At 68.9% G+C, this 24079-nt stretch carries 23 protein-coding genes and 2 pseudogenes; 12 read left to right on the plus strand and 13 right to left on the minus strand.

What is annotated here, in order from left to right; translation table 11 throughout:
* Positions 1-238: 238 nt before the first annotated feature.
* Positions 239-1831 carry a TIR domain-containing protein gene (locus ACFWV3_RS33975; RefSeq protein WP_382417430.1) on the plus strand — a complete coding sequence of 531 codons (1593 nt, stop codon included), beginning with the start codon at positions 239-241 and terminating at the stop codon, positions 1829-1831.
* Between the two features lies 1 nt (position 1832).
* Here ACFWV3_RS33975 and ACFWV3_RS33980 read toward each other — a convergent pair whose 3' ends face one another.
* The 3 genes from ACFWV3_RS33980 to ACFWV3_RS33990 all read right to left on the minus strand — a co-directional run bounded on the left by ACFWV3_RS33980 (position 1833) and on the right by ACFWV3_RS33990 (position 3602).
* Entirely contained in the window at positions 1833-2714 is an 882-nt protein-coding gene (locus tag ACFWV3_RS33980; RefSeq protein ID WP_382417431.1) for an SRPBCC domain-containing protein, read from the minus strand.
* A gap of 3 nt (positions 2715-2717) precedes the next feature.
* On the minus strand, positions 2718-3029 hold the full coding sequence (locus ACFWV3_RS33985) for an ArsR/SmtB family transcription factor (protein ID WP_382417432.1): 312 nt from the start codon (positions 3027-3029) through the stop codon (positions 2718-2720).
* Positions 3030-3146: 117 nt separating this feature from the next.
* Positions 3147-3602, minus strand: a complete 456-nt coding sequence (locus ACFWV3_RS33990) for a GyrI-like domain-containing protein (RefSeq protein ID WP_382417433.1) — start codon at positions 3600-3602, stop codon at positions 3147-3149.
* Between the two features lie 74 nt (positions 3603-3676).
* On the opposite strand from ACFWV3_RS33990, the gene ACFWV3_RS33995 reads away from it, so the two are divergent.
* Together ACFWV3_RS33995 and ACFWV3_RS34000 are read left to right on the plus strand one after the other, a co-directional pair.
* On the plus strand, positions 3677-4813 hold the full coding sequence (locus ACFWV3_RS33995) for a PLP-dependent aminotransferase family protein (protein ID WP_382417434.1): 1137 nt from the start codon (positions 3677-3679) through the stop codon (positions 4811-4813).
* Positions 4810-5253, plus strand: a complete 444-nt coding sequence (locus tag ACFWV3_RS34000) for a class I SAM-dependent methyltransferase (RefSeq protein ID WP_382417436.1) — start codon at positions 4810-4812, stop codon at positions 5251-5253. Before ACFWV3_RS33995 ends, ACFWV3_RS34000 begins: the two co-directional genes overlap by 4 nt.
* Here the strand turns inward: ACFWV3_RS34000 and ACFWV3_RS34005 are convergent.
* The 4 genes and pseudogenes from ACFWV3_RS34005 to ACFWV3_RS34020 form a co-directional block, all read right to left on the minus strand.
* Entirely contained in the window at positions 5238-5660 is a 423-nt protein-coding gene (locus ACFWV3_RS34005; protein WP_382417438.1) for a PPOX class F420-dependent oxidoreductase, read from the minus strand. The genes ACFWV3_RS34000 and ACFWV3_RS34005 overlap by 16 nt on opposite strands.
* A 281-nt stretch (positions 5661-5941) precedes the next feature.
* Positions 5942-6385 (minus strand): annotated as a pseudogene (rnhA, locus tag ACFWV3_RS34010) (ribonuclease HI); the annotation flags it as partial.
* An 11-nt stretch (positions 6386-6396) separates the two neighbouring features.
* A complete protein-coding gene (locus tag ACFWV3_RS34015) occupies positions 6397-6774 on the minus strand; it encodes a DUF1801 domain-containing protein (protein ID WP_382417440.1) in 378 nt (125 codons plus the stop codon).
* A gap of 4 nt (positions 6775-6778) precedes the next feature.
* On the minus strand, positions 6779-7369 hold the full coding sequence (locus ACFWV3_RS34020) for a TetR/AcrR family transcriptional regulator (protein WP_382417442.1): 591 nt from the start codon (positions 7367-7369) through the stop codon (positions 6779-6781).
* 59 nt (positions 7370-7428) lie between these two features.
* Here ACFWV3_RS34020 and ACFWV3_RS34025 point away from each other — a divergent pair, with 59 nt between their 5' ends.
* A complete protein-coding gene (locus tag ACFWV3_RS34025; RefSeq protein WP_382417444.1) occupies positions 7429-7971 on the plus strand; it encodes an NADPH-dependent FMN reductase in 543 nt (180 codons plus the stop codon).
* Positions 7972-8244: 273 nt separating this feature from the next.
* On the opposite strand, the gene ACFWV3_RS34030 is transcribed toward ACFWV3_RS34025, so the two are convergent.
* Entirely contained in the window at positions 8245-9225 is a 981-nt protein-coding gene (locus ACFWV3_RS34030) for an amidase family protein (protein WP_382417446.1), read from the minus strand.
* Here ACFWV3_RS34030 and ACFWV3_RS34035 point away from each other — a divergent pair.
* Positions 9224-9805, plus strand: a complete 582-nt coding sequence (locus tag ACFWV3_RS34035; protein ID WP_382417448.1) for a hypothetical protein — start codon at positions 9224-9226, stop codon at positions 9803-9805. The two genes, ACFWV3_RS34030 and ACFWV3_RS34035, sit on opposite strands and share 2 nt — an antisense overlap.
* 3 nt (positions 9806-9808) lie before the next feature.
* On the opposite strand, the gene ACFWV3_RS34040 is transcribed toward ACFWV3_RS34035, so the two are convergent.
* On the minus strand, positions 9809-10855 hold the full coding sequence (locus ACFWV3_RS34040) for a hypothetical protein (RefSeq protein ID WP_382417450.1): 1047 nt from the start codon (positions 10853-10855) through the stop codon (positions 9809-9811).
* A gap of 270 nt (positions 10856-11125) precedes the next feature.
* On the opposite strand from ACFWV3_RS34040, the gene ACFWV3_RS34045 reads away from it, so the two are divergent.
* Positions 11126-12253: an HIRAN domain-containing protein gene (locus tag ACFWV3_RS34045; protein WP_382417452.1), complete on the plus strand. Its 1128-nt coding sequence runs from the start codon at positions 11126-11128 to the stop codon at positions 12251-12253.
* A 39-nt stretch (positions 12254-12292) separates the two neighbouring features.
* Here ACFWV3_RS34045 and ACFWV3_RS34050 read toward each other — a convergent pair whose 3' ends face one another.
* Positions 12293-12994, minus strand: coding sequence for an MBL fold metallo-hydrolase (locus ACFWV3_RS34050; protein WP_382417453.1), 702 nt, complete (start codon positions 12992-12994; stop codon positions 12293-12295).
* 115 nt (positions 12995-13109) lie between these two features.
* Between ACFWV3_RS34050 and ACFWV3_RS34055 the strand changes: the two are divergent.
* Positions 13110-14066, plus strand: a pseudogene (locus ACFWV3_RS34055) (acyltransferase family protein); the annotation flags it as partial.
* Between the two features lie 50 nt (positions 14067-14116).
* Here ACFWV3_RS34055 and ACFWV3_RS34060 read toward each other — a convergent pair.
* Positions 14117-14869, minus strand: a complete 753-nt coding sequence (locus ACFWV3_RS34060; RefSeq protein WP_382417455.1) for a maleylpyruvate isomerase family mycothiol-dependent enzyme — start codon at positions 14867-14869, stop codon at positions 14117-14119.
* A gap of 225 nt (positions 14870-15094) precedes the next feature.
* Between ACFWV3_RS34060 and uvrA the strand changes: the two genes are divergently transcribed.
* The 3 genes from uvrA (at position 15095) to ACFWV3_RS34075 (ending at position 18744) form a co-directional block, all read left to right on the plus strand.
* Positions 15095-17974 carry an excinuclease ABC subunit UvrA gene (gene uvrA, locus ACFWV3_RS34065; protein WP_382417457.1) on the plus strand — a complete coding sequence of 960 codons (2880 nt, stop codon included), beginning with the start codon at positions 15095-15097 and terminating at the stop codon, positions 17972-17974.
* A complete protein-coding gene (locus ACFWV3_RS34070; protein ID WP_382417459.1) occupies positions 17971-18153 on the plus strand; it encodes a hypothetical protein in 183 nt (60 codons plus the stop codon). Before uvrA ends, ACFWV3_RS34070 begins: the two co-directional genes overlap by 4 nt.
* Before the next feature lie 129 nt (positions 18154-18282).
* A complete protein-coding gene (locus ACFWV3_RS34075; protein ID WP_382417461.1) occupies positions 18283-18744 on the plus strand; it encodes an SRPBCC family protein in 462 nt (153 codons plus the stop codon).
* Between the two features lie 90 nt (positions 18745-18834).
* On the opposite strand, the gene ACFWV3_RS34080 is transcribed toward ACFWV3_RS34075, so the two are convergent.
* A complete protein-coding gene (locus ACFWV3_RS34080) occupies positions 18835-19431 on the minus strand; it encodes a TetR/AcrR family transcriptional regulator (RefSeq protein WP_382417463.1) in 597 nt (198 codons plus the stop codon).
* Positions 19432-19507: 76 nt separating this feature from the next.
* Here ACFWV3_RS34080 and ACFWV3_RS34085 point away from each other — a divergent pair, with 76 nt between their 5' ends.
* Positions 19508-20662 carry an FAD-dependent oxidoreductase gene (locus ACFWV3_RS34085; RefSeq protein WP_382417465.1) on the plus strand — a complete coding sequence of 385 codons (1155 nt, stop codon included), beginning with the start codon at positions 19508-19510 and terminating at the stop codon, positions 20660-20662.
* A 72-nt stretch (positions 20663-20734) separates the two neighbouring features.
* The gene (locus ACFWV3_RS34090; RefSeq protein ID WP_382417467.1) at positions 20735-21889 is read left to right on the plus strand and encodes a hypothetical protein; all 1155 of its coding nucleotides are present in this window, start codon (positions 20735-20737) and stop codon (positions 21887-21889) included.
* A 49-nt stretch (positions 21890-21938) separates the two neighbouring features.
* Here ACFWV3_RS34090 and ACFWV3_RS34095 read toward each other — a convergent pair whose 3' ends face one another.
* The gene (locus ACFWV3_RS34095; RefSeq protein WP_382417469.1) at positions 21939-24026 is read right to left on the minus strand and encodes an alpha-galactosidase; all 2088 of its coding nucleotides are present in this window, start codon (positions 24024-24026) and stop codon (positions 21939-21941) included.
* Positions 24027-24079 lie beyond the last annotated feature (53 nt).

The raw sequence follows: 24079 nt of genomic DNA on the forward strand, positions 1-24079 counted from the left end.
CGCCGCTTACCCGACACCACCGCGCAAAGTGAGGCGAGAAGACAACGCGTCGTCAGCTTATGACGTTCGTCCGGTTCTGACTGCCGCCATGCGGACCCTTCCGGGTCAAATGGCCTCGCCTCATCGATCCAGAGAGATCGGTGGCCCGAGGTCACCCGTGCCGGCAAGGAGGCCGTGATGAACGCGAGACGCTCCACCCCGCTGTTACCGGGGATCGCCGCGATGTGGGGGAGTGGCGATGAACGGTCTCTTCATTAGCTACAGCCACAGCGACGGCGCCCCGATCGCCTCGGCGCTGGTGGCTTTGTTGCGGCCGCGTGGATTCGACGTGTGGTGGGACGGCGACCTCCCTGCCGCCGCACCGTTGTCCATCCCGTCGTGGATGGAGGAGGGCTTCCGCGACAGGACCGTGCTCGTCGTCGTCTCGCCCGACTACCTGAGGGCGTTGGAGACCAACAACTTCACCGAGCGCAAGGGTGTGCGGTACGAGGCGAGGCTCCTGCGGCACAAGCTCTACCACCACGGCTCTGCTTATGGGTGCGATGTGGTGCCGGTGGTGTCACCGGGGTTCGACAAGAACATGTTGCCGGCGGTGCTGCAGTCGCTGGTGATCCACACCTTCGACCGGGACACGGGAGAGGGGTTCGGGGAGCTTGCGGAGGCGCTCAGGGGAGCGGGGGCCGCGGAAGGCGGTGTGGCGATGAGCACGGGACCTTCGACCGCGTCGCCGACGGTGCGGGAGATGCTGCGGGACCTGGAAGAACGCGATCCTGCGGAGCCGGCGGCCCTGGTGCTGGCCGAACGGCTGGTCGAGCTCGGTTCGGGGGATATCGAGCTCGCCAGGTCGTTCGACTCCGTGGTGGGGGTCGCCAAGGCTCACGGGGACGTGGATCTGGTGCGGCGGACGTCCGAGATGTGCTTGCGCACGCTGTCCTCGACCGAGCGCTTGCGCGGGGAGGGCGCGTTGGAGGCGAAGATCCTCGTCGAGGGGCAGGGTTGGTACCTGCTGCGCGAGCATCGGCTGGTCCGGGCGGCAGCTGTGGCCGAGGAAGGTACGAGGTGCGCGGAGAAGTATCGCGACCTCTACACGGCGGCACGAGGCACTCTCTGTCATGCAACGGTTTACCTGCGCATGGCGGGCGAGGGTGCGGCGTACGACCGTGATTTCTACCTGCGCAAGAGCGAGCTTCTTCTGCTGCAAGCGATCGACCGCTTCACTGCCATCTCCGGCGCTGCTAGCGAGGAGGTAGGCCTCTGCGCCTCGCTGAACGCGGAGTGGTGGCTGGCGCGCTTCCACCTGAACGGTGATCGGGCGAACCTCACCATGGCGATGACGGAGGCGCACTCCGCGGAGGCTCTGCTGAGGCCTGGTGGCGAGTGGTACCACTGGTTGATGGTGCTGCGGGCGCGCCTGTGCCATGCCGCCCGCAAGTACAACGACGGCAAGGCGTTCGTCACCGGTGTCATCGAAGCCGGTTCTTACCCGGAGGTGGTGGCGCGGGCGCACCAGGTACGGGCTGAGCTCTCGCTCGGTAGTCGAGAGAGGGCGAACGCCGTCCGTGACTTCCTCTCGGCGGAGAAGAGGTTCCGTGCGCTGCGCTACGAGTACGCGGCGGCAGGGTCCTGGTGGTCCGTCGCCAAGCTCGACCCGGCGAGGATCACCGAGGTCAAGCTGACCCCCGCCGACATCGACTACCTGGAAGAGCTGACGCCGGATCCGCGGACCCGGCGCCGGGCCGTGCTCGAGCACGAGGAATCGAGCGCACGCCGGCTCGGACGTCGTTGCCCGCCGGACTGGCGTTTTCTGGTGGAGCGCGTCCGGTACGCGTGAGTCAGCCTCCGGCGTAGCGCTCGGCCAGTTCCTCCTCCCGGTCCTTCGGCCACGGGCAGCGGATGTCGCCCTGCGTGGCCGCGAAGAACAGCTCCAGGTGCACGTGCCACGCTGCGAGCGCTTCGGGGCCGTGTGCGTTTTCCTGGGTCAGTACGACCGTGGTGCCTTGCAGTGGCACGTGGTCGAACTCCCAGCGCACGACGCCCTTCGGCACGCCGTTCTCCAGCCACTCGTACTCCAGCAGGCGCGGGGCTTCCGACCTCGTGACCTTGCCAGGTTCGATGCCGGGGTGTGCGGCGCGGGCGGGTACGGCGTCCTCGGTGCCTTCGGTGAGGAGTTGCCAGACGTCGTCGAGCGGGGCCCACACCAGGTCGCGCACGAACCGCACGCCTTGTGGGGTGTCGGTGCCCTCGTCGAGGCCGAACTCCCTGATGTAGTGCTCGATGCGTGACAGCCACTCCGTGGGTGGCTCGAACTTCGTGCCGTCGGCGTGGGCGACCAGTGCGTCGAGGCACGTGATCCAGCCGGGGGCGTCCCGGCCCACCGAGAGCTCGCTGCTGACCGTCGCCGTGAAGACCAGCAGGCAGCCGTCTTCGCGCGGCAGGATCTCGAAGCGCAGCACGTCGCCCGCCCAGCGGAAGGCGAACACCTTCGGCGGGTCGGACTCGAGCAGTTCGCCCTCGCCGCCGTCGGCGTCGACGGGCGCGGACTCCGGGAAGGTGAAGCGCATCGTGCGGCCGTCGATCTCGACCTCGGCCGGGAACCAGTGCTTCATCTCGGCGGGCTCGGTGACGACCCGCCAGACCTTCTCCTGCGAGTGCCGCAGCCTGCGCTCGAAGCGCAGCACGGGCTTGCCCTCGATCATCCGCAGTTCGACGTCCACGGGTCAGTCCCCTTCGATCTCGTCGAGTCGTCGTTCCAGTGCGTCCAGGCTCTTCTCCCACATCCGCCGGTAGGGCGCGAGCCAGGCGTCGATCTCGGCCAGCGGGCCGGGGGAGACGCGGTACCAGCGCCGTTGGGCCTCGGTGCGCACCTCGACCAGGCCGGCCTCCCGCAACACCTTGAGGTGTTTCGAGACGGTCGGCTGGGCGAGCGTCAGCCGGTCGACGAGGTAGCCGACCGGCTGCTCGCGGTCGCGCAGCAGGTCGAGGATCTCCCGGCGGCTCGGGTCGGCCAGCACGGCGAACGTAGATGCCATGTCGGCAATATAGCCACAGTGGCATATACGTGTCGAGTGGTGTGGAGGAGGACGTCGCACGGCCTGGGCCGGCGGACCGATCAGTTCGTCACCTGTCCGCCGGCTCCTCGACGGGGCTCAGTCGGCTAGGCGGATCGCCACCTCCGTGCTCCACTTGCTCTGATCGGGTTCGACCGCCGGGTCGGTGAAGTAGGTCTCGAGGCGTGCGCCCCACCTGTCGCCGTCGCGGTCGAACCGCACGGCGTGAGCGAGGAGCTCGTCGGTGGTGGCGGCCAGGCCGTCGAGACTTCCCTCGTGCAGCGCGACGAGGTACTGACCGGCGGGCAGCGTCGAGGTGAACACGTCACCGTCGCCGGGCACCTCGGCGGCGGTGGGGATCCCGGCCTCCACCTCGAACTCCTCGCCGGTCACGCGTAAGTAGCGCAGGAACGGCGCGCCGAGGACCGGTAACTCGCGATCACCCAGCCACCGCATGATCTCGGGGAAGCGGTCGGCGATCTTGGCGAAGGTCTCCAGCGTCACCTTGGCCTTGATCGCGGCGTAGGGCTGCTCAGCGCGTGTCTCGATGTCCATGTGACCACGCTAACCACGAGCACCGACAGAAAATCCGCGTTCGCCGGGAGAGCACCCCGGTTAACGTGAAGTTCATGCACCGCACCCTCCCCGTGGCCAGCTCCCCGGTGCGCGACCTGCTCGCGCTGACCTCGCGCCCCGAGGTGATCTCCTTCGCGGGAGGACTCCCCGCCTCCGAGCTGTTCGACCTGGACGGCCTGCGCGCCGCCTACGACCTCGCGCTGCGGGACCGCTCCGTGCTGCAATACGCCCCCACAGAAGGAAATCCGGCACTTCGCGCGCTGGTCTCCGCCCGCCTGACCGGCCGCGGCCTGCCGACTTCGGACGTCCTGGTCACCACGGGATCCCAGCAAGCGCTGACCCTGGTGACCACCGCCCTGCTGGAGCCGGGAGCCGTCGTCGCGGTCGAGGAACCGACGTACCTGGCCGCGCTGCAGTGCTTCCAGATGGCGGGAGCCCGGATCGTGCCCGTCGCGAGTGACGCGGACGGCCTCGTCCCCGACTCGTTGCGCGAGGTCGTGGAGCGCGAACGCCCCTCGGCGCTGTACCTGGTGCCGACCTTCGCGAACCCGACCGGCCGCACCCTGTCCGCGTCCCGCAGGTCGGAAGTCGCTGCCCTGGCCGCGGAACACGACTTCTGGGTCATCGAGGACGACCCGTACGGCGAGCTGCGCTACCGGGGCTCCGCGGTAGCGCCGATCGCCGCCATCAGCGACAGGACGGTGTACCTGGGCAGCTTCTCGAAGATCGGCGCTCCCGGCATGCGCCTCGGCTGGCTGCGCGCCCCCGCCGACCTGCTGCGCACCTTGACGATCGTGAAGCAGGCCGCCGACCTCCACACGTCCACTGTGGACCAGGCCGCTGCCGCCGCCTACCTGTCCCACAACGATCTCGACGCCCACGTCGCCCGCCTGTGCGTTGCGTACGGCGAGCGCCGGGACACGATGATCGCCGCACTGCCGTCCGTCGTTCCCGACGGCACGACGTGGAGCGACCCGGACGGCGGCATGTTCGTGTGGCTGAGGCTGCCAGGTGACGTCGACAGCGCCGCGCTGTTGAAGGAAGCGCTGCGCCACGACGTCGCTTTCGTGCCCGGTGCGCCGTTCTTCGCGACCACACCGGACCACGCGACGTTCCGGATGTCGTTCACCACCAACACGCCCGCGGAGATCGAGGAGGGCATGAAGCGGCTGGCGAAGGTGCTGCGGTGAGCCTGCTCGACGACGAGACGCTGTGGAGCTCCTCGGTCGTCGCCAACTGCGCCATGAACCGGGAGCGCGGCCTGGCGAGCTACCGCCGTGAGCTGGGAACCGACCTGGCACTGAGACCGGGCGACCGGTGGGTGGACCTGTGCTGCGGCTCGGGCAAGGCCCTGGCGGAGGCGGCACGGGACGACGTGACGATCATCGGCGTGGACCTGGCGAACTTCGACGTCGACAGCGTGCGTCGCGCCGATGGCACGGCGTTCGGCCGTGTGCTGACGAAAGCGTTGCGAGAGGCCGGTTTCACCTACGACAACCGCAATCGCCGCGTCAGCCGTGTCGGCGCGGGATCGCCACGGCTTCCGTTCGCCTACCTCGGCGCTGACGACAAGGCCGGCCCCAACTACACGGGCCAGCCCGCCGTCCACTCCTGCTACGAGCCCTGCTGAGCCCACGGGCCGACACCCGCCACGCGGTCGACCTTGATGCGCGTGACGAAGCCGGGTGGCGGGTTGTCCATCGGCGGGAACTTCGCGTCCGGGCCGACGTAGGTGTGCGCGAGGCGTTGCAGCAGCTCCGGCGCGCCGCCCTCGGTGATGCGCGCGGTGCCGTAGACGACCAGGTACTCCCGCATGCCGATGTCGTTGACGTTCGGCGCCTCCAGGGAGAGCACCACCCGGCTGTCGTTGCGGATGTTGCGGACCTTCTGGTGCTGCGCCAGGTGACCGGAGACGATCTCGTCGCCGTCCAGGCCCACCCACACGACGGTCACCTGCGGGGAGCCGTCCTTGCCCAGCGTCACGAGGTGGGCGAGCGCGCCGGACTCCAGCACCGCCCTGGCCGATTCGGGAAGCATGCCGCGACGCTACGCCGGTTCTGGCCGGCTCAGGTGAAGAGTTCGAGCGCGTTCTGGTGGTGCTCGCAACGGCCGCCGCCGGTCGCGATCGTGCACGGCGCGCCCTTCCTGGTGAGGGCGCCGCACTGCAGGGCCGGGTCGTGGATGTGGCACAGCCCGTTCTTGCCGGCGGTGATCGGGCAGGGCGTGCCCTTCTTCGTGGGCGCTCCACACGGTTCGCCGGACAGCTCGCGCGGCTGCTTCGGCTTGGCCACCTTCCGCGGTTTCGCCTGGGGCTGCGTGACTTCCCGCCCCGTCACCTCCTCGACGCCGCGCACGGCGAGGCGGTCGGCGCGCTCGTTCTCCGGGTGGCCCGCGTGGCCCTTCACCCAGTGCCACTCGACCTCGTGCCGGCCGTTGGCCTCCTCGAGCCGGCGCCACAGGTCGGCGTTCTTGACGGGCTCGCGGGACTTCGTGAGCCAGCCGTTCGCCTTCCAGCCGTGCACCCACGAGGTGATCCCGTTGCGGACGTAAGTGCTGTCCGTGTAGAGCTTCACGGTGGACGGACGCGTGAGGCTCTCCAACGCCATGATGGGCGCCATCAGTTCCATGCGGTTGTTCGTCGTGGGGCCGATGTCACCGCCGTACATGTCCTTCTCGTGCTCGCCGTAGCGCAGCACGGCACCCCAGCCGCCCGGTCCGGGGTTGGGGCTGCACGCCCCGTCGGTGTAGATCTCGACCTCCATGCGTCATGAGGCTACCGACGAGGTCCGACAGCCTTCCGCCGACGGTTGGCGGCGATGATGTGGCGGAACATCTCAACGAGCGCCGGAGCGTTGATCTGCTGGTCGCGGTACACGGAGATCATGCGCGCGGTCTTGTTGCCGTGGCCGCTCGTGATGATGTTGTGCGGGTCCGGCACGCTCGCCTTGTCGTAGAGCATCACGTTCACGTGGTCCTTCGTGCCGAGCAACGCGCAGATGTTGCCGTCCAGCACGAAGTACGGCCGGTTCGTGAACTTGATCGTCTCCTCGACACCGGGGTCGGCCTCGTGGACGAGCCGGCGGACCTCGCGGCAGATGTCCTGCTGCCACTCCGGCAGGCTCGCGATGTAGTCGTCGATGCGTGTGTCCATAGCCCTATGTCGCCGCCCTCGGTCGCTTCTCGACATCATGACCGTGCAGGAAGACGCGGACGCCCGCCGCGATGTCCTCGTCATCCGGTCGTGTGCCCCGGATGCTCGGGTCGCCGGTCATCGTGAGCAGCATCAGGTGGACGGCCGCGCGGTCCGGATCCCGGAACCCGAGCTCGCGCAGTTCGTGCGACAACGCCTTCCGCACCCTGCGCGGCCCCGTCTCCTGCCACGCCTCGATCGCCTCGGGCGGGATGTGGCCGAGCTCGGCGTTGATCTGCCGCACCAGCGCGAAGTGCTCGGCGTGACCGTGCTGCGCGCACATGTCCCTGCCGAACGCGACCAGGTCCCGCTCCAGGTCGGTGACCTTGTGGAAGTGCCGCTCGATGATCGCGAGCTGGTCGCGCGCGGCCTCGTCCGCGCTGGCCCTGATGACCTGCCGGAAGAGGTCGGCCTTGTCCGCGAAGTGGTTGTAGAGCGTGCGCGTCGACACCTCCGCCTCCTTCGCGATGGCGTCGACGGCGGCCCGTGCGTACCCGTCGCGGGCGAAGATCGTCAACGCTCCGCGCAGGATCGCCTGCCTCTTGTCTGATCGCACGGAGGCGATAGTACAACGGTCGTTGCACTTGTTGCCACGACCGTTGTACTTTGGCGGCCATGCGAATCGCAGTGATTCTGGGGAGCACGCGTCCTGGTCGCCGTTCCGAGGCCGTGGCGCAGTGGGTCGTGAAGATCGCCAACAGCCGTGACGACGCCTCGTTCGACCTGGTCGACCTCGCGGAGGTCGATCTGCCGTTCCTCGACGAGCCGATGCCCGCCATCGTCGGTCAGTACCAACACGAGCACACGCGAGAGTGGGCGGCGCGTATCGCGTCGTACGACGGCTTTGTGTTCATCACGCCCGAGTACAACCACTCCTTTCCTGCTGTGCTGAAGAACGCCATCGACTACCTGTACGCGGAGTGGAACCACAAGGCGGCCGGGTTCGTGGGCATCGGAGGTACCGGCGGCTTGCGCGCGGTCGAGCAGCTGCGGCTGGTGCTGGCGGAGGTGAAGGTGGCGACTGTGCGCACGCAGGTCGCGTTCGCGCGTGGTGACCTGCAGGGGGAGCCGCCGCACGCGGACACGCTCAACGTGATGCTGGACGAACTGGTGGCGTGGGCGTCGGCGCTTCGGTCGGTGCGAGCGGTGGCGGTCTAACGCGGCAAGCAACTGGCGATGTCGGCCATGGCGTCGAGCACGTCGTTGCTCACCTGGCCGGATGCGGACTCCGTTTCCGCGATCACGACCGTGCTGCCGTCTGAGCGGGACTGGTAGTGCAGGCCTATGAAGCGGATGTCCGCGCACTTGGGCGAGGGAGTGCAACACGCACTTGGCCGTCTGCTTGAGCGTAGGCATGTTCAGCTGACGCCCCGCTCCGTCGCCGCCCCGCCACCACCGAGCCTGCCGTTGCCCGCCGCGACCGACACTCGATCAGGTGGTGTTCGGCACCAGCGGTAGCGGTCTGGCGTTGAGCACGGCGCGGGCAGCGGCGACCAAGTCCGCTTCCCGCCCGTGTCGTGCCACGGCCTGCAACCCGACGGGCAGGCCGTCTGCGTCGAGCCCCGCCGGGATGCTGATCGCCGGGTGACCACTGAGGTTGAACGTCCAGGTCAGCGCGGTGTTGATGCGCGGTCCCGGGCCGTCGTGACCGTGCGGCGGGCCGGGTGTCGTCGGGGTGAGCAGCAGGTCGGCGTGTTCGAACAGCTCGTCCAGGGCGGGGTTCGGGCCGCAGTGGTTCGCGTACCAGTCGTCGGCAGGGTCCGGCAGATGCAGCGAGACGGGGCGTGGACGCAACGGTGCTGCCGCTCGCCAGGCGATCTCGACCTGTTCGTCGTCCACGGTCGCGAAGCCCAGGTCGGGAGACCAGACGGCGGTCGGTTCGCTGGTCTCCGCGGTGCCGAGGTAGGTCGCGAGCAGGGCGGGGTCGCGGGTGAATACGCCCACCGCGGCCCGTTCGGACGACGTCGTCTTCAGTCCGAGCACACCGCACCACGCGGCGGGGATGCGGATCGAGCCGGCGCCGTCGACGCCCGTGGCCAGCGGAACCACCCCCGCCGCGACCGCGACCGCCGAGCCCGCTGACGAACCGCCGGGCGTGCGGTCGAGGTTCCACGGGTTGCGTGTGACGCCGCGAGAGTTGCGGCCCCACGTCTGCCACGGCGTGCTGCCGTCGGGCGTGGTCGTCAGACCTATCGGCACGCAGCCGAGAGCCATCAACGACTCACGGTGGCTCTTGCGTTCGCCGCGCTTCACCGCGATGGGCATGCCGGCGAGAGGCAGTGACGGGTCGATGGGCGCGAACGTGCGGTAGACCTCGTGGAACGCGCACAACTGCGGCTCCACGGAGTCGAGACGTGCCAGGGCCTGCTCGACGGCTGACGGCACCGAGTTCTCCAGCAGAATGAGGCGCATGAAATGGACCCGCGCAGTGCATCATCTGACCGAGCTCGTGGAGAAGTGCGCTGAGCCGCCCAACCCCGTCTTCCGCTTTGACGTCGTGGAGCTGTGGGCGTTCGGTGACCTGCTCGGGGTGCCGCGGGAGCTGGACGTGATCGAGGTCGCGGTGGTCTCGGACCTGCCGGTGGACGAGGTGCCGTGGCTCACCGAACCGCTCGGGGCCGAGCACTGGGCGCACTCGACGAGGGTGTCGCGCAACCCCATCTCGGTGAGGTGGCGCTCGGTGCACGCGCCGGTGTGGAACCACGAGATCGAACGGCCGGCGCTGGTGTGGAGCCGGGCCCACGGCGTCGTGGAGGAGGCGCTGGTCGCGGTGAGCGACGGCACGGCGGAGCTGGTCCGGCTGCCGGAGCCGTCGCCGGACGAGCTGCGCAAGCGGATCGAGGACGAGCTGGTGGTGAGCTTGGCGGCAATGCGCCGGGCGAACCAGGTCTACACCGACAAGCGCTGGAGTCCCGGGAAGCTCACGCCGCACGCGGACTCGTTGTGGCACACGACCAGCGGCTACCTCGACTTGCTGGACGCGGCCGGCTAGCACCTACAGCTCGGCTGGTGGCCGCTTCGCCAGGTGTTCGAGGTGGTGTGACATCGCCATGGCGACCCAGCGCGACACGGTTTTCGCTGACCGCCCGCCTCCACTGCGGCAGCCGGCCAGCTCGCGGTCGCCCCACGAGTAGGTGCTGCCGGCGAAGTCCGGCCGGGCCACCAGTTCGTCGGCGAGATCCGCGAAGGCTTCGCCCGTCATCAGCTTGCCGTCGTCCTTGACGGGCTGCCTCCGCATCGCGATCACGCGGCTGGGCACGGTGTAGTAGAGGTACGGGTAGATGGTGCGCGGCCCGGAATCCATTGACGCTTGCGGGATGGGGTTGACCACGCCGTAGTCGCCGTAGTTGATTCCGGGAACCTCGTCGGCCACCTCCTGCCACAGGACGACCTCGGGCCGCTCCCGGACCGTGGTCACGAAGCCGTGCCGGACAGCGGGTATCGATCCGGCCAGCACGGTCGTGGAGGACGCGCCGAGCCGGTCGCCCAACTCGGCGGCGAGTGACCGCGTGAGCGCCACCTGCATCGGGTGGACCGACTCCACGAAACCCAGGTCGACCACGGCGTGCAGCGGGTTGCCGCGAGTGATGGGAGAGACGCGGCGGAGGCAGCCGTCGACCTGGTTCGGCGCGAGGCCGCGGAACCGGATCACGACCGGCCGGGGCCGGTGCTCCTGCAACAGACCGACCCGCACGAGCTCGTCGTCCGTCGGCGAGGCCGAGATGACCGGGACGAAGGCCGGGACGTCCGGGGCGAAGAGGCCGTGCTTCTCGAGCAGAGCGGCTTCGATCCGGTCGTCGAGGAACTCGAACGCGCCGCCCGCGTACCGGGAGAGCGCGGCATTCGGGCTGAGCAGGTGCGTGTCGATCCAGACCGGCTGCCGCAGTTCGGCCATGCGCACGGCGGCTTTGACGAGCGCGGGCAGGAGCAGGCCGCCGTCGGGTTCGACGGAGTCGCGCAGGTCGATCACGACTCCGGGGCCGGCTGTCTCGCGGTCGGCGAGGTTCTGCAGGGCCTGGAACTCGCCGAGCTTGCTCTTCATCGCGACTAGAGGAGTGAACGCCATCGCCTGGATCCCCCTTCTCAGCGGCAGCGCGAACCACTTCGATCGTGGTGGGGGATGGCCCCGCGATGTAGCCCACTGGACGGGTGAATTCAGCTCGTCGAAGTCAACCGCGAGTAATAAGGCTTGGGGTTATTCCACTCGCCCGAGTGATGGTTGCGGTCATTCGTAACAGAGATCTGCTGCCCCGACGAATAGGTGTGTGAGCCGGACGTTGCCGAGCACGCACCGAGTCGACGGGAGTGATCGATGGACGGATACGGCATTTCCGTTGGCTTCGACGGTCGGCAGCTCGTCGTCGTGCCCAAGAACGCCGTGGCCGAAGTCGCGTTGGGCGGCGGAAGGCTCGAGGTGAGCAGCTCGGCGTTGCTGTCGGTCTCGATGACCAAGGCACGGCTGTTCCGAAACGGATGCCTGGACCTCGTCGTCCGGGACGGGCGGGCTTGCCGGCTGCACTTCACCCGCGGACAACAAACGGATTTCGAGAAGCTCTACCACGGTCTGCTGTCTTCTCGCGTGGAAGCCTCGAGCGCTGTGGAGGTCTCTCGTCCGCAGCCCGAGAAGTCGCGGCCTGCTCCAGTCGCGCCGTCCGGCACGACGCTCCTGCTTCGAGGCCGCGGCTGGTTCGGCCAGGAAGTGGTCGGTGAGTCGCACTACTTCCGGGCGCTCCGCGCGCTGGCCGGCAAAGCATCGACCGGCGAGCGGGAAACAACGGCGCGATTGCGTCGTGAGCCGTCGAATCCCCACGATCGCAACGCGGTTCAAGTACTGGTCGAGGGGCAGTTGGTCGGCTATCTGCCGCGTGAGTCGGCTGTCGAGTACGCCGCCTCGCTCCAGGTGCTGGAACGGTCGAACAGGATCGCCGAGTGCCGTGCGCGCTTGTGGTGGCGCCGAGGACCGGGGGATTTCATCGCGAGCGTCTCGCTTGACCTGGCCGATCCGGATGTCCTGTTCCCGATCAACGACGTCGACGACAGGTCGCCCCACATGACCGTTCCGGCGGGCCGTTCCTACCAGCTGACTCGCGAAAGCGAGCACATGGACGTGCTGGAGCCTCTCCTGCAGCGGGCACACCCGCAGAGCAAGGCGCTGGTCGTCGCGAGCCTCCGGGCTGTGGAGAGAACCGGTCCTCGTTCCACGAGCGAGGTCGTCGTGGTCTTCGTCGACGGTCAGGAGATCGGTGAGCTGACGAAGCAGACCTCGGCCAAGCTGCTGACCGTCGTGCGCCCGCTGCAGAACGCCGGGATCACCTGCTACGCGGACGTCGTGCTGACCGGCAACGCCCTGGCGGTGGAGGCGAAGCTCAACATCTCGTCTCCGGAGGACCTGCCGCACGACTTCGTCCAGCGGCTAAAGAACACGACCCGGCAGGCCTGAGCGGGGCTCCCGGCACGTCGGCCGGGAGCCATTCGAAGCTCACCAGCCCCGGGCTCGCCACTCCGCCAGCGACGGGCGTTCCTTGCCCAGCGTCGAGTCGTCGCCGTGGCCGGGGTAGAACCAGGTGTCGTCGGGCAGGACGGCGAACAGGCGGTCCTCCACGTCGTTGATCAGCGAGGCGAAGTTGTCCGCCGACGTGGTCTTGCCCACACCGCCGGGGAACAGGGAGTCGCCGGTGAACAGGTGCGGGTGGCCGGTCGGGTCGTCGTAGACGACGGCGATGGAGCCCGGCGTGTGGCCGCGCAGGTGGATGATCGAGAGCGGGACCTCGCCCACCTTCAGGGTGTCGCCGTGGTCGACCAGGACGTCCGGGGTGACGGGGAGCACCGGGGCGTCCAGTTCGTGGGCGACGGTGTTCGCGCCGCGGGCGTCGGCCAGGGCTGCCAGTGCCTGCCAGTGGTCGCCGTGCTGGTGCGTGGTGACGATCGTGCGCAGGCGCGGGCCGTCCGGGGTGGTGTCGAGCAGGTCGGACAGGCGCTCGGGGTCGTTGGCCGCGTCGATCAGCAACGCCTCGTTCGTGGACCGGCAGACCAGCAGGTAGGCGTTGTTGTCCATCGGTCCGACGGAGATCTTCGTGATGGTCAGCGCGTCCAGCGCGCGGCGGGCGGCGGGGCCGCCCGGATCGACGTGACCGGTGTAGTTCTCGAGTACGTCCACGGTGGCAGACGGTAGTCGGTCCATGCGGCGAGACGCACACCTTCAGGTTGCATACAGGTCTCACTCATAGGGTAAGTAAGGATCAAGCTTTGGTCCGCGAGTACGCCGAAAGCACCAACGACGAGGGTCCCCGCCTATCGTGATTCCAGCGCAACGAGAGAAACCCCGTACGGCCCGCAGGGTCAGTTGGGACGTCCTGCGCGTCGTCGCCATCGGGTGCGTGTTGCTCCACCACGCCACGCTCACGAGCGTCAGCAGCCACCCCGAGCTGGGGCCGCTGCCGTTCACCTTCCCGATGTCGATGGGCGCGAGCACGCTGATGGTCGTCTCGGCCTTCTTCGCGTGCGCGTCGCTGAACAGCGGCAGACCAGGGCAGTTCCTGTGGAGAAGACTCGCCCGGCTGGTGCCCGCCTACCTGGCGGCGGTCCTGCTCACCTACTCGGTGCAGCGCTGGATCGCGCCGGAGGGGTGGAGCCAGCTCGACGGCAGAGACGTCCTCTACAACCTGCTGCTGGTCAACCAGTGGTTCCCGGACGTCAACATCGTCGACTTCGCCTACTGGACCGTGCCCGTGCAGATCGCCGCGTTCATCGCCGGCGCCGTGCTGGTGAAGGTCCTCAGAGGCACGTGGCTGCGGGTCTTCCTGTGGGCGCTGATCGTCACGCCGCTGCTGCTGCGGCCCCTGCTGGACCACTCGCACCCGCTGTTCGTGGTCTACAACGGGTTCGCGCTGCACAGGGCGCAGCTGTTCGCCGCCGGCATCGCGATCTGGCTGTGGCACAAGGACCGGATGAGGACCCCGCACCTGGTCGCGCTCCTGACGGCGACGCTGGTCGCCCAGGCAATTCACACGACCGAGTACGGGTCCACGTTCGGGTTCGCTCTGTTGCTACTGATGGTGTGCGCAGCGGCTGCTGGACCCGACTGGGTGTTCTTCAAGCCGGTCGCCAGGCCGATCACCTGGCTCGCGGGCATCTCGTACGGGGTCTACCTCGTGCACCAGCAGATCGGCACGGTGGTGATGGACCGCGTGCACGCCGCTGGGCTGCGGTCCGGGTGGCTGCTCGCCGGGTTCCTCACCTCGGCGCTGGTGCTCGGCTGGGCGCTGACGAAGTTCGTCGAACGACCGGCCTACCGGTGGCTGACTCAGATCCAGTCGGGCAGCTCCGGCAGCTCGCCGCGCAGGTCCGAGCCGTCGGTCCTGCCGGTCAGCCATCCGAGGACGGCGCTCGCCGACCCGCTCACCGAGATGCGGCTCGCCGGGCCGTTGACGGTCCAGCTGCGCTGAGTGCCGTCGGGCAGGGTCACCTCGATGCCGAACGGGTCGACCCTGCCCTCGAACTGCCGCACGGCGTCGTCCAGGAACTCCTGCACGAAGTCGTCCGGCAGGTCGCCGAAGCCGACGCCCGCGTCCAGGTCGACCAGGTGGACCCAGATCTCGCGCAGCCGGAACAGCGGCACGGAGGACGCCGGGATCGCCTGGCCCTTGGGCGCGGTGACCTCGGACCGCCACGCGTGCGCGGGCATCTCGCGGCAGGCGGCCTCGAACCGCAGGCACGCGGAGTCCAGGTCGGCCTTGATGACCTGCAGCAGCCGGTGGGACCCCTCCTCGATGTCGGCGTCGCGGTCCGCCCGTGACGCGTAGGCCTGGTGCTCGACCCCGGTCCGCGCCCAGGTGAGCAGGTTCACCAGCGCGTCGGCGTTGCGGGCGAGGTGGGTGATGACGTGTCCGCGGGTCCACCCGGGAAGCAGGCTGTCGCCGCGCACGGCGGCCTCGTCCAGCTCCTCGACGGCCTCGTACAGCACCTCTGTCGCCTGCCGCACTGCGGTGATGTGCCGGTCGGGCACACCTCGCGGCGCTGGGACGGTCGTGTGCTGCGTGGACGGCGTTTGGGTCATGTGCTGCCTCTCCCCGACGTTGAGGCTCTGATCGAAGTGACCAGCCTAGTGAGGAAGGCCTGCTCAGGGGAATGCGGAAGCCGCTCGATCCGTTTTTGTCGGGGGTGGCACCTAGCATGGTCGGCGGGTCGGTCGATGCCGCCGAGAAGATGCCGCTAAGCTTCGAACGCTTGTTCGGAAGAGTGTGGCGTGAGTGACCCGCCAATCGCAGCCGAAGGGACCCCAGTGGCAGACCGTCTTGTTGTTCGCGGCGCCCGCGAGCACAACCTGCGCGGCGTCGATCTCGACTTGCCGAGGGACAGCCTGATCGTCTTCACGGGGCTGTCCGGCTCCGGCAAGTCGAGCCTGGCTTTCGACACGATCTTCGCCGAGGGCCAGCGCCGCTACGTCGAGTCGCTCTCGGCGTACGCGCGGCAGTTCCTCGGGCAGATGGACAAGCCCGACGTCGACTTCATCGAGGGCCTCTCGCCCGCCGTCTCGATCGACCAGAAGTCCACGAGCCGCAACCCGCGCTCCACCGTCGGCACGATCACCGAGGTCTACGACTACCTGCGCCTGCTCTACGCCCGCGCCGGCAAGCCGCACTGCCCCCAGTGCGGCGAGGCGATCGGCAAGCAGACGCCGCAGGAGATCGTCGACCAGGTGCTCGCGATGGAGCAGGGCACCAAGTTCCAGGTGCTCGCGCCGGTCATCCGCGGCCGCAAGGGCGAGTACCTCGACCTGTTCCAGAACCTCCAGTCGCAGGGCTACTCCCGCGCGAAGGTCGACGGCGTCGTGCACGCGCTGGGCGAGGTGCCGAAGCTCAAGAAGCAGGAGAAGCACCACATCGCGGTCGTCATCGACCGGCTGAGCGTCAAGGCGTCGTCCAAGCAGCGCCTCACCGACTCGGTCGAGACGGCGCTGCGACTCGCGGACGGCCTGGTCGAGCTGGAGTTCGTCGACCTCCCGGAGACCGACCCGAAGCGGGTCAGGGGCTTCTCCGAGAACCTGGCGTGCCCCAACGGCCACCCCCTCGCGATCGAGGACCTGGAGCCGCGGTCGTTCTCCTTCAACTCGCCCTACGGCGCTTGCGTGGTCTGCACGGGCATCGGCGTGCGCAAGGAGGTCGACCCGGAGCTCGTGGTGCCGGACGACGAGCTGAGCCTCGGCGACGGCGCCATCGCCCCGTGGGCCGGCGGGCAGACCGCCGAGTACTTCACGCGGCTGCTCCAGTCGCTCGGCGAGACCATCGGCTTCCGGATGGACACGCAGTGGCGGCTGCTGCCGGCCAAGGTGCAGAAGGCGGTCCTGCACGGCATCGACGAGCAGGTGCACGTCCGGTACAAGAACCGCTACGGCCGTGAGCGCTCCTACTACGCCAACTACGAGGGCGTCATCCCGTTCCTCGAACGGCGTCAGGAGCAGACCGAGTCCGAGTACATGCGGGAGAAGTACGAGGGCTACATGCGCGAGGTCCCGTGCCCCGCGTGTTCCGGCACCCGCCTCAAGCCCGAGATCCTCGCCGTCACGCTGCACCACGGCAAGAAGGGTGACCGCTCCATCGCCGAGGTCTGCGCGATGAGCGTGTCGGAGTGCTCCGACTTCCTCGACGGCCTCAAGCTCGGCAAGCGCGAGTCGATGATCGCGGGCGCGGTGCTCAAGGAGATCCAGGCCCGCCTGCACTTCCTGCTCGACGTCGGCCTCGACTACCTGTCGCTCGACCGCGCCTCCGGCACCCTGTCCGGCGGGGAGGCGCAGCGCATCCGGCTCGCCACGCAGATCGGCTCCGGCCTGGTGGGCGTGCTGTACGTGCTCGACGAGCCGTCGATCGGCCTGCACCAGCGCGACAACCACCGGTTGATCGAGACGCTGACGAGGCTGCGCGACCTCGGCAACACGCTGATCGTCGTCGAGCACGACGAGGACACGATCCGCACGTCCGACTGGGTCGTCGACATCGGCCCCGGCGCCGGCGAGCACGGCGGCAAGGTCGTGCACAGCGGCCCGTACAAGAAGCTGTTGTCCAACAAGGAGTCGATCACCGGCGCCTACCTGTCGGGCCGCAAGTCGATCCCGATGCCCGCGAAGCGCCGCAAGATCGACAAGAAGCGCCAGCTGACCGTCGTCGGCGCCCGCGAGCACAACCTGCGCGGCATCGACGTGTCGTTCCCACTCGGCACGCTGACCTCCGTCACCGGCGTGTCCGGTTCGGGCAAGTCGACGCTGGTCAACGACATCCTCGCCACGGTGCTCGCGAACAAGCTCAACGGCGCGCGCCAGGTGCCCGGCCGGCACACCCGGATCAACGGGCTGAACGAGGTCGACAAGCTGGTGCGGGTCGACCAGTCGCCGATCGGCCGCACGCCGCGGTCCAACCCGGCCACCTACACCGGTGTGTTCGACCACGTCCGCAAGCTGTTCGCGGCGACGACCGAGGCGAAGGTCCGCGGCTACCAGCCGGGCCGCTTCTCGTTCAACGTCAAGGGCGGCCGCTGCGAGGCGTGCGCGGGCGACGGCACCATCAAGATCGAGATGAACTTCCTCCCGGACGTCTACGTGCCCTGCGAGGTCTGCAAGGGCGCGCGGTACAACCGCGAGACGCTGGAAGTGCACTACAAGGGCAAGACGATCTCCGAGATCCTCGACATGCCGATCGAGGAGGCCGCGACGTTCTTCGAACCGATCAACGCCATCTACCGGCACCTGAAGACGCTGGTCGAGGTCGGTCTCGGGTACGTCAGGCTCGGTCAGCCCGCGCCCACGCTGTCCGGTGGTGAGGCGCAGCGCGTGAAGCTCGCGTCGGAGCTGCAGAAGCGGTCGACGGGCAAGACGGTCTACATCCTCGACGAGCCCACGACGGGCCTGCACTTCGAGGACATCCGCAAGCTGCTGGGCGTGATCAACGGCCTGGTGGACAAGGGGAACACCGTCATCGTCATCGAGCACAACCTCGACGTCATCAAGACGTCCGACTGGATCGTCGACATGGGTCCCGAAGGGGGCTCCGGCGGCGGTATGGTCGTGGCAGAGGGCACACCCGAGCAGGTCTCCGAGGTCGAGAAGAGCTACACGGGGCAGTTCTTGCTGCAGGTGCTCGAGAACGAGGAGGTGTCGGCAGCAGGGTGATGATCCCACTCGACGCGCTGGCCCACCGCGAGATCCTTCGGGCATCACGCGAGGAGCCCTCAGCGCACCCCTTCAGCCTCGTAGAGGTGCTCGACTCGTCGGAGCAGGCACTCCGCCGAGTCGTGGCTGCCGGTTGGTTGCGGGCCCTGGAACGGCTTCCTCAGCTCACCGGCAAGTGAACACGGACGGCCTAGCGGGGCGCTGGAGTCCCGCTTGAGCCGTAGTACATGCCGTGGGGAATTCGCGGTTACCTGTGAGTTGGGTCGTGAGCCTGTCACTCGGACGACCCATCCGGGATGATGGTGGCCGTGTCACTGAACCGCTATCGCTTCCGCAGCGTGTGGCACGTCGACGCGTCTCCAGCCGATGTGTACGAGGTGCTGTCCGACATCGCGAACTACCCGAAGTGGTGGAGCGAGGTGCGGTCGGCCAGGAAGATCGACGACGAGACGGGCGAGCTCCGCTGCCGCTCGTTCCTGCCGTTCGACCTCGTCGTGCAGGTGCGCCACAGCATCAGGAACCAGCAGGCCGGTCTGCTGCGCGCGACGCTGACCGGTGACATCGAGGGCTTCGCGAGCTGGGAGATCATCGGCAGGGACGGCGGCACCGACCTGATGTTCGACCAGGAGGTCGTGGTCAACAAGGCGCTGCTGCGGCGTCTCGTGCTGATCGCCAAGCCGTTCTTCCGCGGCAACCACGACATGATGATGCGCGGCGGGTTCAAGGGGCTGAAGCAGGTCCTCGAAGCCAAGGCCGCCAGCCGCGAGTGACCTACCCCCAGGACGTGGCTGGGGCGGAAGCCGGGCCGCTGCGGCGTGGACGCCGGGCGGTCCGGCCGGGTTCCGCCCGGACGAGCCGCATCAGGTGCGGCCGGACAGGTGCCGCACGAGCAGGGCCAGCTGGTCGGCGTACCTCTGCGCGAACTCCGGCGTGGCCGGGTCCTCGCCGGTGATCTGGCCCGCGGTCTGCCGCAGGGTCAACGGCGCGGCGGCCGCCGCCATCAGTGCCAGCAGCAGGAAACCGGGGTCGAGGTCGGCCGGCAGCTCGCCCGCGGCCTGCCGGCCGCGCAGCTGGTCGACCTGGGTGCGCAGGAACGCCTCGTCGACGGGCGGGCTGTCGCCGGCCAGGTTCGACCACGCCCACAGGCGGCCCTGGTCGGTGAGCGTGGTGTGCACGAAGCCCGCCAGCACCTGGTCGAGCGGCTGCTCGGTGCTCGCCATCTCGGCGGCGGAGGTGTGCCAGCTCGTCGCGATCTCCTTGTACAGGCCCTCTTTGCCGCCGAAGTAGTAGGAGATCAGCTGTTTGTTCACGCCGGCGCGTGCCGCGATGTCCGTCGTGCGCGTGGCCGCGTAGCCCTTGGCGCCGAACTCCGCCGCGGCCGCCTCCAGCAGCAGGGCCCGCGTGCGTTCCGGGTCGCGCTTGCGTTCGGAGGCGCTGGGCGAACGACGTTGATCCACCGCCACACGGTAGCCGACGGGTTGTTTATCAACCAATGGGTTGACTTAATCAACCGCTCGGTTGAAGCTCGGAGGCATGAGAATCGCTGTGGTGGGTGGGGGAATCGGCGGGCTGTGCCTGGCGCACGGGTTGCGCGGGGCCGGCGTGGACGTGGCGGTGTACGAGCGCGACCTCTCGCGCACGGACCGCCTGCAGGGGTACCGGGTGCACATCAACCCGGACGGTGCCGCCGCGCTGCGGGAGTGCTTGCCCGCGGCGGGCTGGGAGCGTTTCGAGCGGAGCGCGGGCACGGACGGCAACGGGTTCGGGTTCCTGACCGAACAGCTCAAGCCGTTGCTGGTGCTCGACCCGGACGAGGAGAAGCACTACTCGGCCAGCCGGATCACGCTCCGGCAGGTGCTGCTCGACGGACTGGACGTGCGGTTCGGCAAGCGTTTCGTGCGCTACGAGCAAGGTGATGCCATCACGCTGCACTTCGAGGACGGCACGACCGCCGGGTGCGACGTGCTCGTCGGCGCCGACGGCATCCGGTCCCGCGTGCGAGAGCAGTACCTGCCGCACGCGGGCACCGAGGAGGTCGGGGTCGTCGCGGTGGCGGGCAAGCTCTTCCTCGACGAGAACGACTGGATCCCGCGCAGTCTTCTCGACCGGGCCAACACGATCGTCCCGACCAGCAGGTGCGGGATGTTCCTGGCGAGTCACGACGGGTTCGGGCACACGGACGCCGATGGGGCGCTGTTCGACAACACGCGTCCCTACCTGATGTGGGCGTACGCGGCGCACGGCCTCGACCTCACCGAGGGCCTGCAACAGACCGTGTTGCGCAGGATCTCCCAGTGGAGTCCGGACCTGCAAAGGATCGTGAGGTCATCGCACTCGGACACGGTCAGCCAGTGGCGCATCAGATCGTCGAAGCCCATCGAACGGTGGGAGAGCACGAACGTCACGTTGCTCGGTGACGCGATCCACGCGATGACACCGATGCGCGGTATCGGGGCGAACGTGGCGTTGCGCGACGCACAGCTGCTCGCGCGCAAGCTCGTCGAAGAAGGAGTGGAGGGTATCCGCGCCTACGAGACCGAGATGTACGACTACGGCTTCGCCGCCGTGCGCGACTCACTGCGTGCTGCCAGGCAGTTCGCGGAGGGAAGCCCGCTCTCGCGCACCCTGTTCCGGACCGTGCTCAGGACGGCCTCCGCGGTGCCCGCGTTGAAGCGCGCGATGTTCTAGGAATTTCTTTGAACCGTTCTGGCCCGCTCTGCGTGTGGTGTGCATCGGAGGGCACGAGCCAGGAGGTCGGGGATGATCCGCAAGAGCGTCGCGGTCGTCGCGCTGGGGTTGATCTCGCTGACCGCCTGCGCGGGCGCGCCGGAGAGCAAGCCGGTCGCGCAGCAGCAGGACAGCGTGATGGCGCTGAAGGTCGCGGACATCGAGGACCTCGGTCCGGTCGTCACCGACGCCGAGGGCTTCACGCTCTACCGGTTCGACGGCGACAGGCCGAACGAGTCCACTTGCGACGGTCAGTGCGCCGCGACCTGGCCGCCGGCCACGGTGTCCGGGGAGAACTTCTCGGTCGACGGCGTCGACGACGTCGGCAGCATCGTCCGCCAGGACGGCAGCCGCCAGCTCACCGTCGACGGCATGCCGCAGTACCGGTTCGCCAAGGACACCAAGCCGGGCGAGACCAAGGGCCAGGGCCTGCAGGGCAAGTGGTTCGCCACCGGCAAGGCGGGCGACCGCACGCAGCTCGCCGCCCGCACGGGGGTCATCTCGGGTCTCGGCGCGGTGCTGACCAACAACGCGGGCCTCACGCTCTACCGGTTCGACGGGGACACGGCACAGCCTTCAGCGTCCAATTGCGACGGTGGCTGCGCCGAGAACTGGCCGCCCGTCTACGTCGAGGGCGGCCAGCCGCGGGTCAAGGGCGTCGACCCGAAGCTGCTCGGCACGGTCACCCGCAAGGACGGCCGCAAGCAGCTCACGGTCGCGAACTGGCCGCAGTACACGTTCAAGAACGACACCAGGCCCGGTGAGGCCAAGGGCGTCACGGTCGCGAAGTGGTTCGCCACGGCCACCGACGGCAAGAAGGCCCAGCAGAACAAGGCGATCGCGCTCACCAGCGCGACCGTCGGCGACCTCGGCGTCATCGCCACCGACGCCGACGGCATGACGCTCTACCGGTTCGACGACGACTCCGCGGACCCGCCCACGAGCACCTGCCAGGGCAAGTGCGCGGAGCAGTGGCCGCCCGCCTTCGTCAGCGAGGGGTTCCAGGTGCAGGGCGTGGACTCCTCGATCGTGGGGACGATCGAGCGGGACGGGAAGAAACAGCTCACCATCGCGGGGTGGCCGCAGTACCTGTTCGCAGGGGACGAGGTCTGCGGTGACGCCAACGGGCAGGGCGTTGGCGGCAAGTGGTGGGCCACCAAGGCCGACGGAAGTCGCGCCGGCCGGTAGAAGGGGGAGAGGGAAGCCCCGGCGAGAGCGCTCTCGCCGGGGCTTCGCCCTATCGGAGGCGCAGCAGGACCGCCTGCTCCGGCTCCAGGACCGGCAGCTGCACGCCGACCTCCGACAGCACCGAACCGCGCAGCTCCACCGTTTCCCACCGGCCGGGGCCCCGCTGGGTCAGCGTCGGCCGCCCGGCGGGAGCGTCGAACGACAGCCGGTACGTCCGCTCCGGGTCTAGCCCGGGCAGCCGGACGCGGCGCGGCTTGTTCTGCGTCGACGTCGCCAGCTGGATGTAGCCGAACAGCGCCTCGGACCGGTCCGCGGCAACGATTCCGTGCACCCAAGCCGCCGGGTCCGGGTGGTCGGAGTGCACGACGGTCCCGGTGTGCACCAGCTCCCGCACGTCCTTGTAGTACTCGATCGAGGCCTGCAGCCCGGCGCGTTCCTCCTCGGTGGCCGAGTTGATGTCCCACTCGATCCCGAAGTGCCCGAACAACGCTGCGGCCACCCGGAACGACAGGTCGTGCACCCGGCCGGTCGTGTGCGACTTCGTGGGACCGACGTGCGCGCCCATCAGCTCCGGCGGCAGGAACACACCCGTCCACCGCTGGATCAGCTGCCGCTCCAGGGCGTCGTTGCAGTCCGACGTCCACACGCGGTCGGTGCGGTCGAGCACGCCGAGGTCGATCCGCCCGCCGCCGGACGAGCAGCTCTCGATCTCCACGTGCGGGTGCCGCGCCCGCAGTTCGTCGAGCAGCCGGTAGTACGCGGCGGTCTGCTCGTGCACCCGCGAGCCGATCAGGTCGCGGTTGTGGTCCCACTTCACGAACGCGATGTCGTTGTCCGCCAGCACCGACGACACCCGTTCCAGGATGTACGCGTACGCCTCGGGGTGCGCGATGTTCAGCACCTGCTGGTTGCGCGACGGGGGCGGCAGCACGCCGGGACGCGGCCCGAGCACCCAGTCCGGGTGGGCGCGGTAGAGGTCGGAGTCGGTGTTGACCATCTCCGGCTCGAACCAGAGCCCGAACTCCATGCCCAGCGCGCGGACGTGCTTGATCAACGGGGTCAGCCCGTCCGGCCACACGGTCTCGTCGACGTACCAGTCACCGAGGCCCGCCGTGTCGTCGCGGCGGTGCCGGAACCAGCCGTCGTCCAGCACGAACCGCTCGACGCCCATGGCGGCGGCGGTGTCGGCCAACGAGGTCAGCCGGGCCAGGTCGTGGTCGAAGTACACGGCCTCCCACGTGTTCAGCACGATCGGACGGGGCCGCAGCGACCGTTCCCGCAGTTGCCGGTGGAACGCCGCGCTGATGCCGTCGATGCCCTCGCTCGAGTAGGCCGCGTAGAGCCACGGCGTCTCGTACTCCTCGCCCGGCGCCAGCGTGATCTCGCCCGGCAGCAGCAGCTCACCACCGCCCAGGACGGGTTGGCCGTCGACGAGGTTCTCCGCGTACGTCACGTGGTTGCCGCTCCACGCCACGTGCACCGCCCACACCTCGCCGTCGCGGAACGAGAAGCCCGGCGTGCCGGCCAGCAACCCGATGGTCGCGTCGTGCCCGGTGCGGCCACGACGGCTCTCGCGCACCCACGAGCCGTACTGCAACGTCTGCCGTTGCGGTGACCGCTCGCGGCTCCACCGCCCGGTGAAGTCGAGGAGCTCGGCGGCGTGCGCGGGGATCGGCAGCGCGGTTTCCAAGCCCTCCACCGCGTACGGCGTCGTGCCGTCGTTGCGGACGACGTGCCGGAGCCGGAGCATGCCGGACGGCAGCAGCTCGACGGTGCCGGTGACGGTCAGCTCGGCGGCCTCGTCCGACGCCTCGTACCGGAAGACGCCGCCCTCCGCGGAATGCGACGTCACGGCCAGCGCGGGGGCGAAGTGCTCGCCCTGGCGGTGCCCGCGCAGACCGGGGCGGCCCGCGTATCCCGCACCCGCGTCGGGCAGCAGTGCCAGCGGGACCGGGACGTCGGGCGCGTTGTTCGGGTTGGTCCACGAGACGACGTCGACCAGGCCGCGCAGTGCGGCCTGGTCGACGCTTCCGAGTGTTCGCCCCCAGTGCGAGACGACCGGGAGGCTCGTGCCCTCGAGGGTGATGACGACGCTGGAGGTGTCGTCGTGCAGGTGCACGACCTCCGGGTGGTTCATGCGGGCCCCGTTCACATCAAACACAAATGAACAATGGGCCGATCCTCAGGGCA

The sequence above is a fragment of the Lentzea sp. NPDC059081 genome (assembly GCF_042738015.1).
Lineage (GTDB): Bacteria > Actinomycetota > Actinomycetes > Mycobacteriales > Pseudonocardiaceae > Lentzea.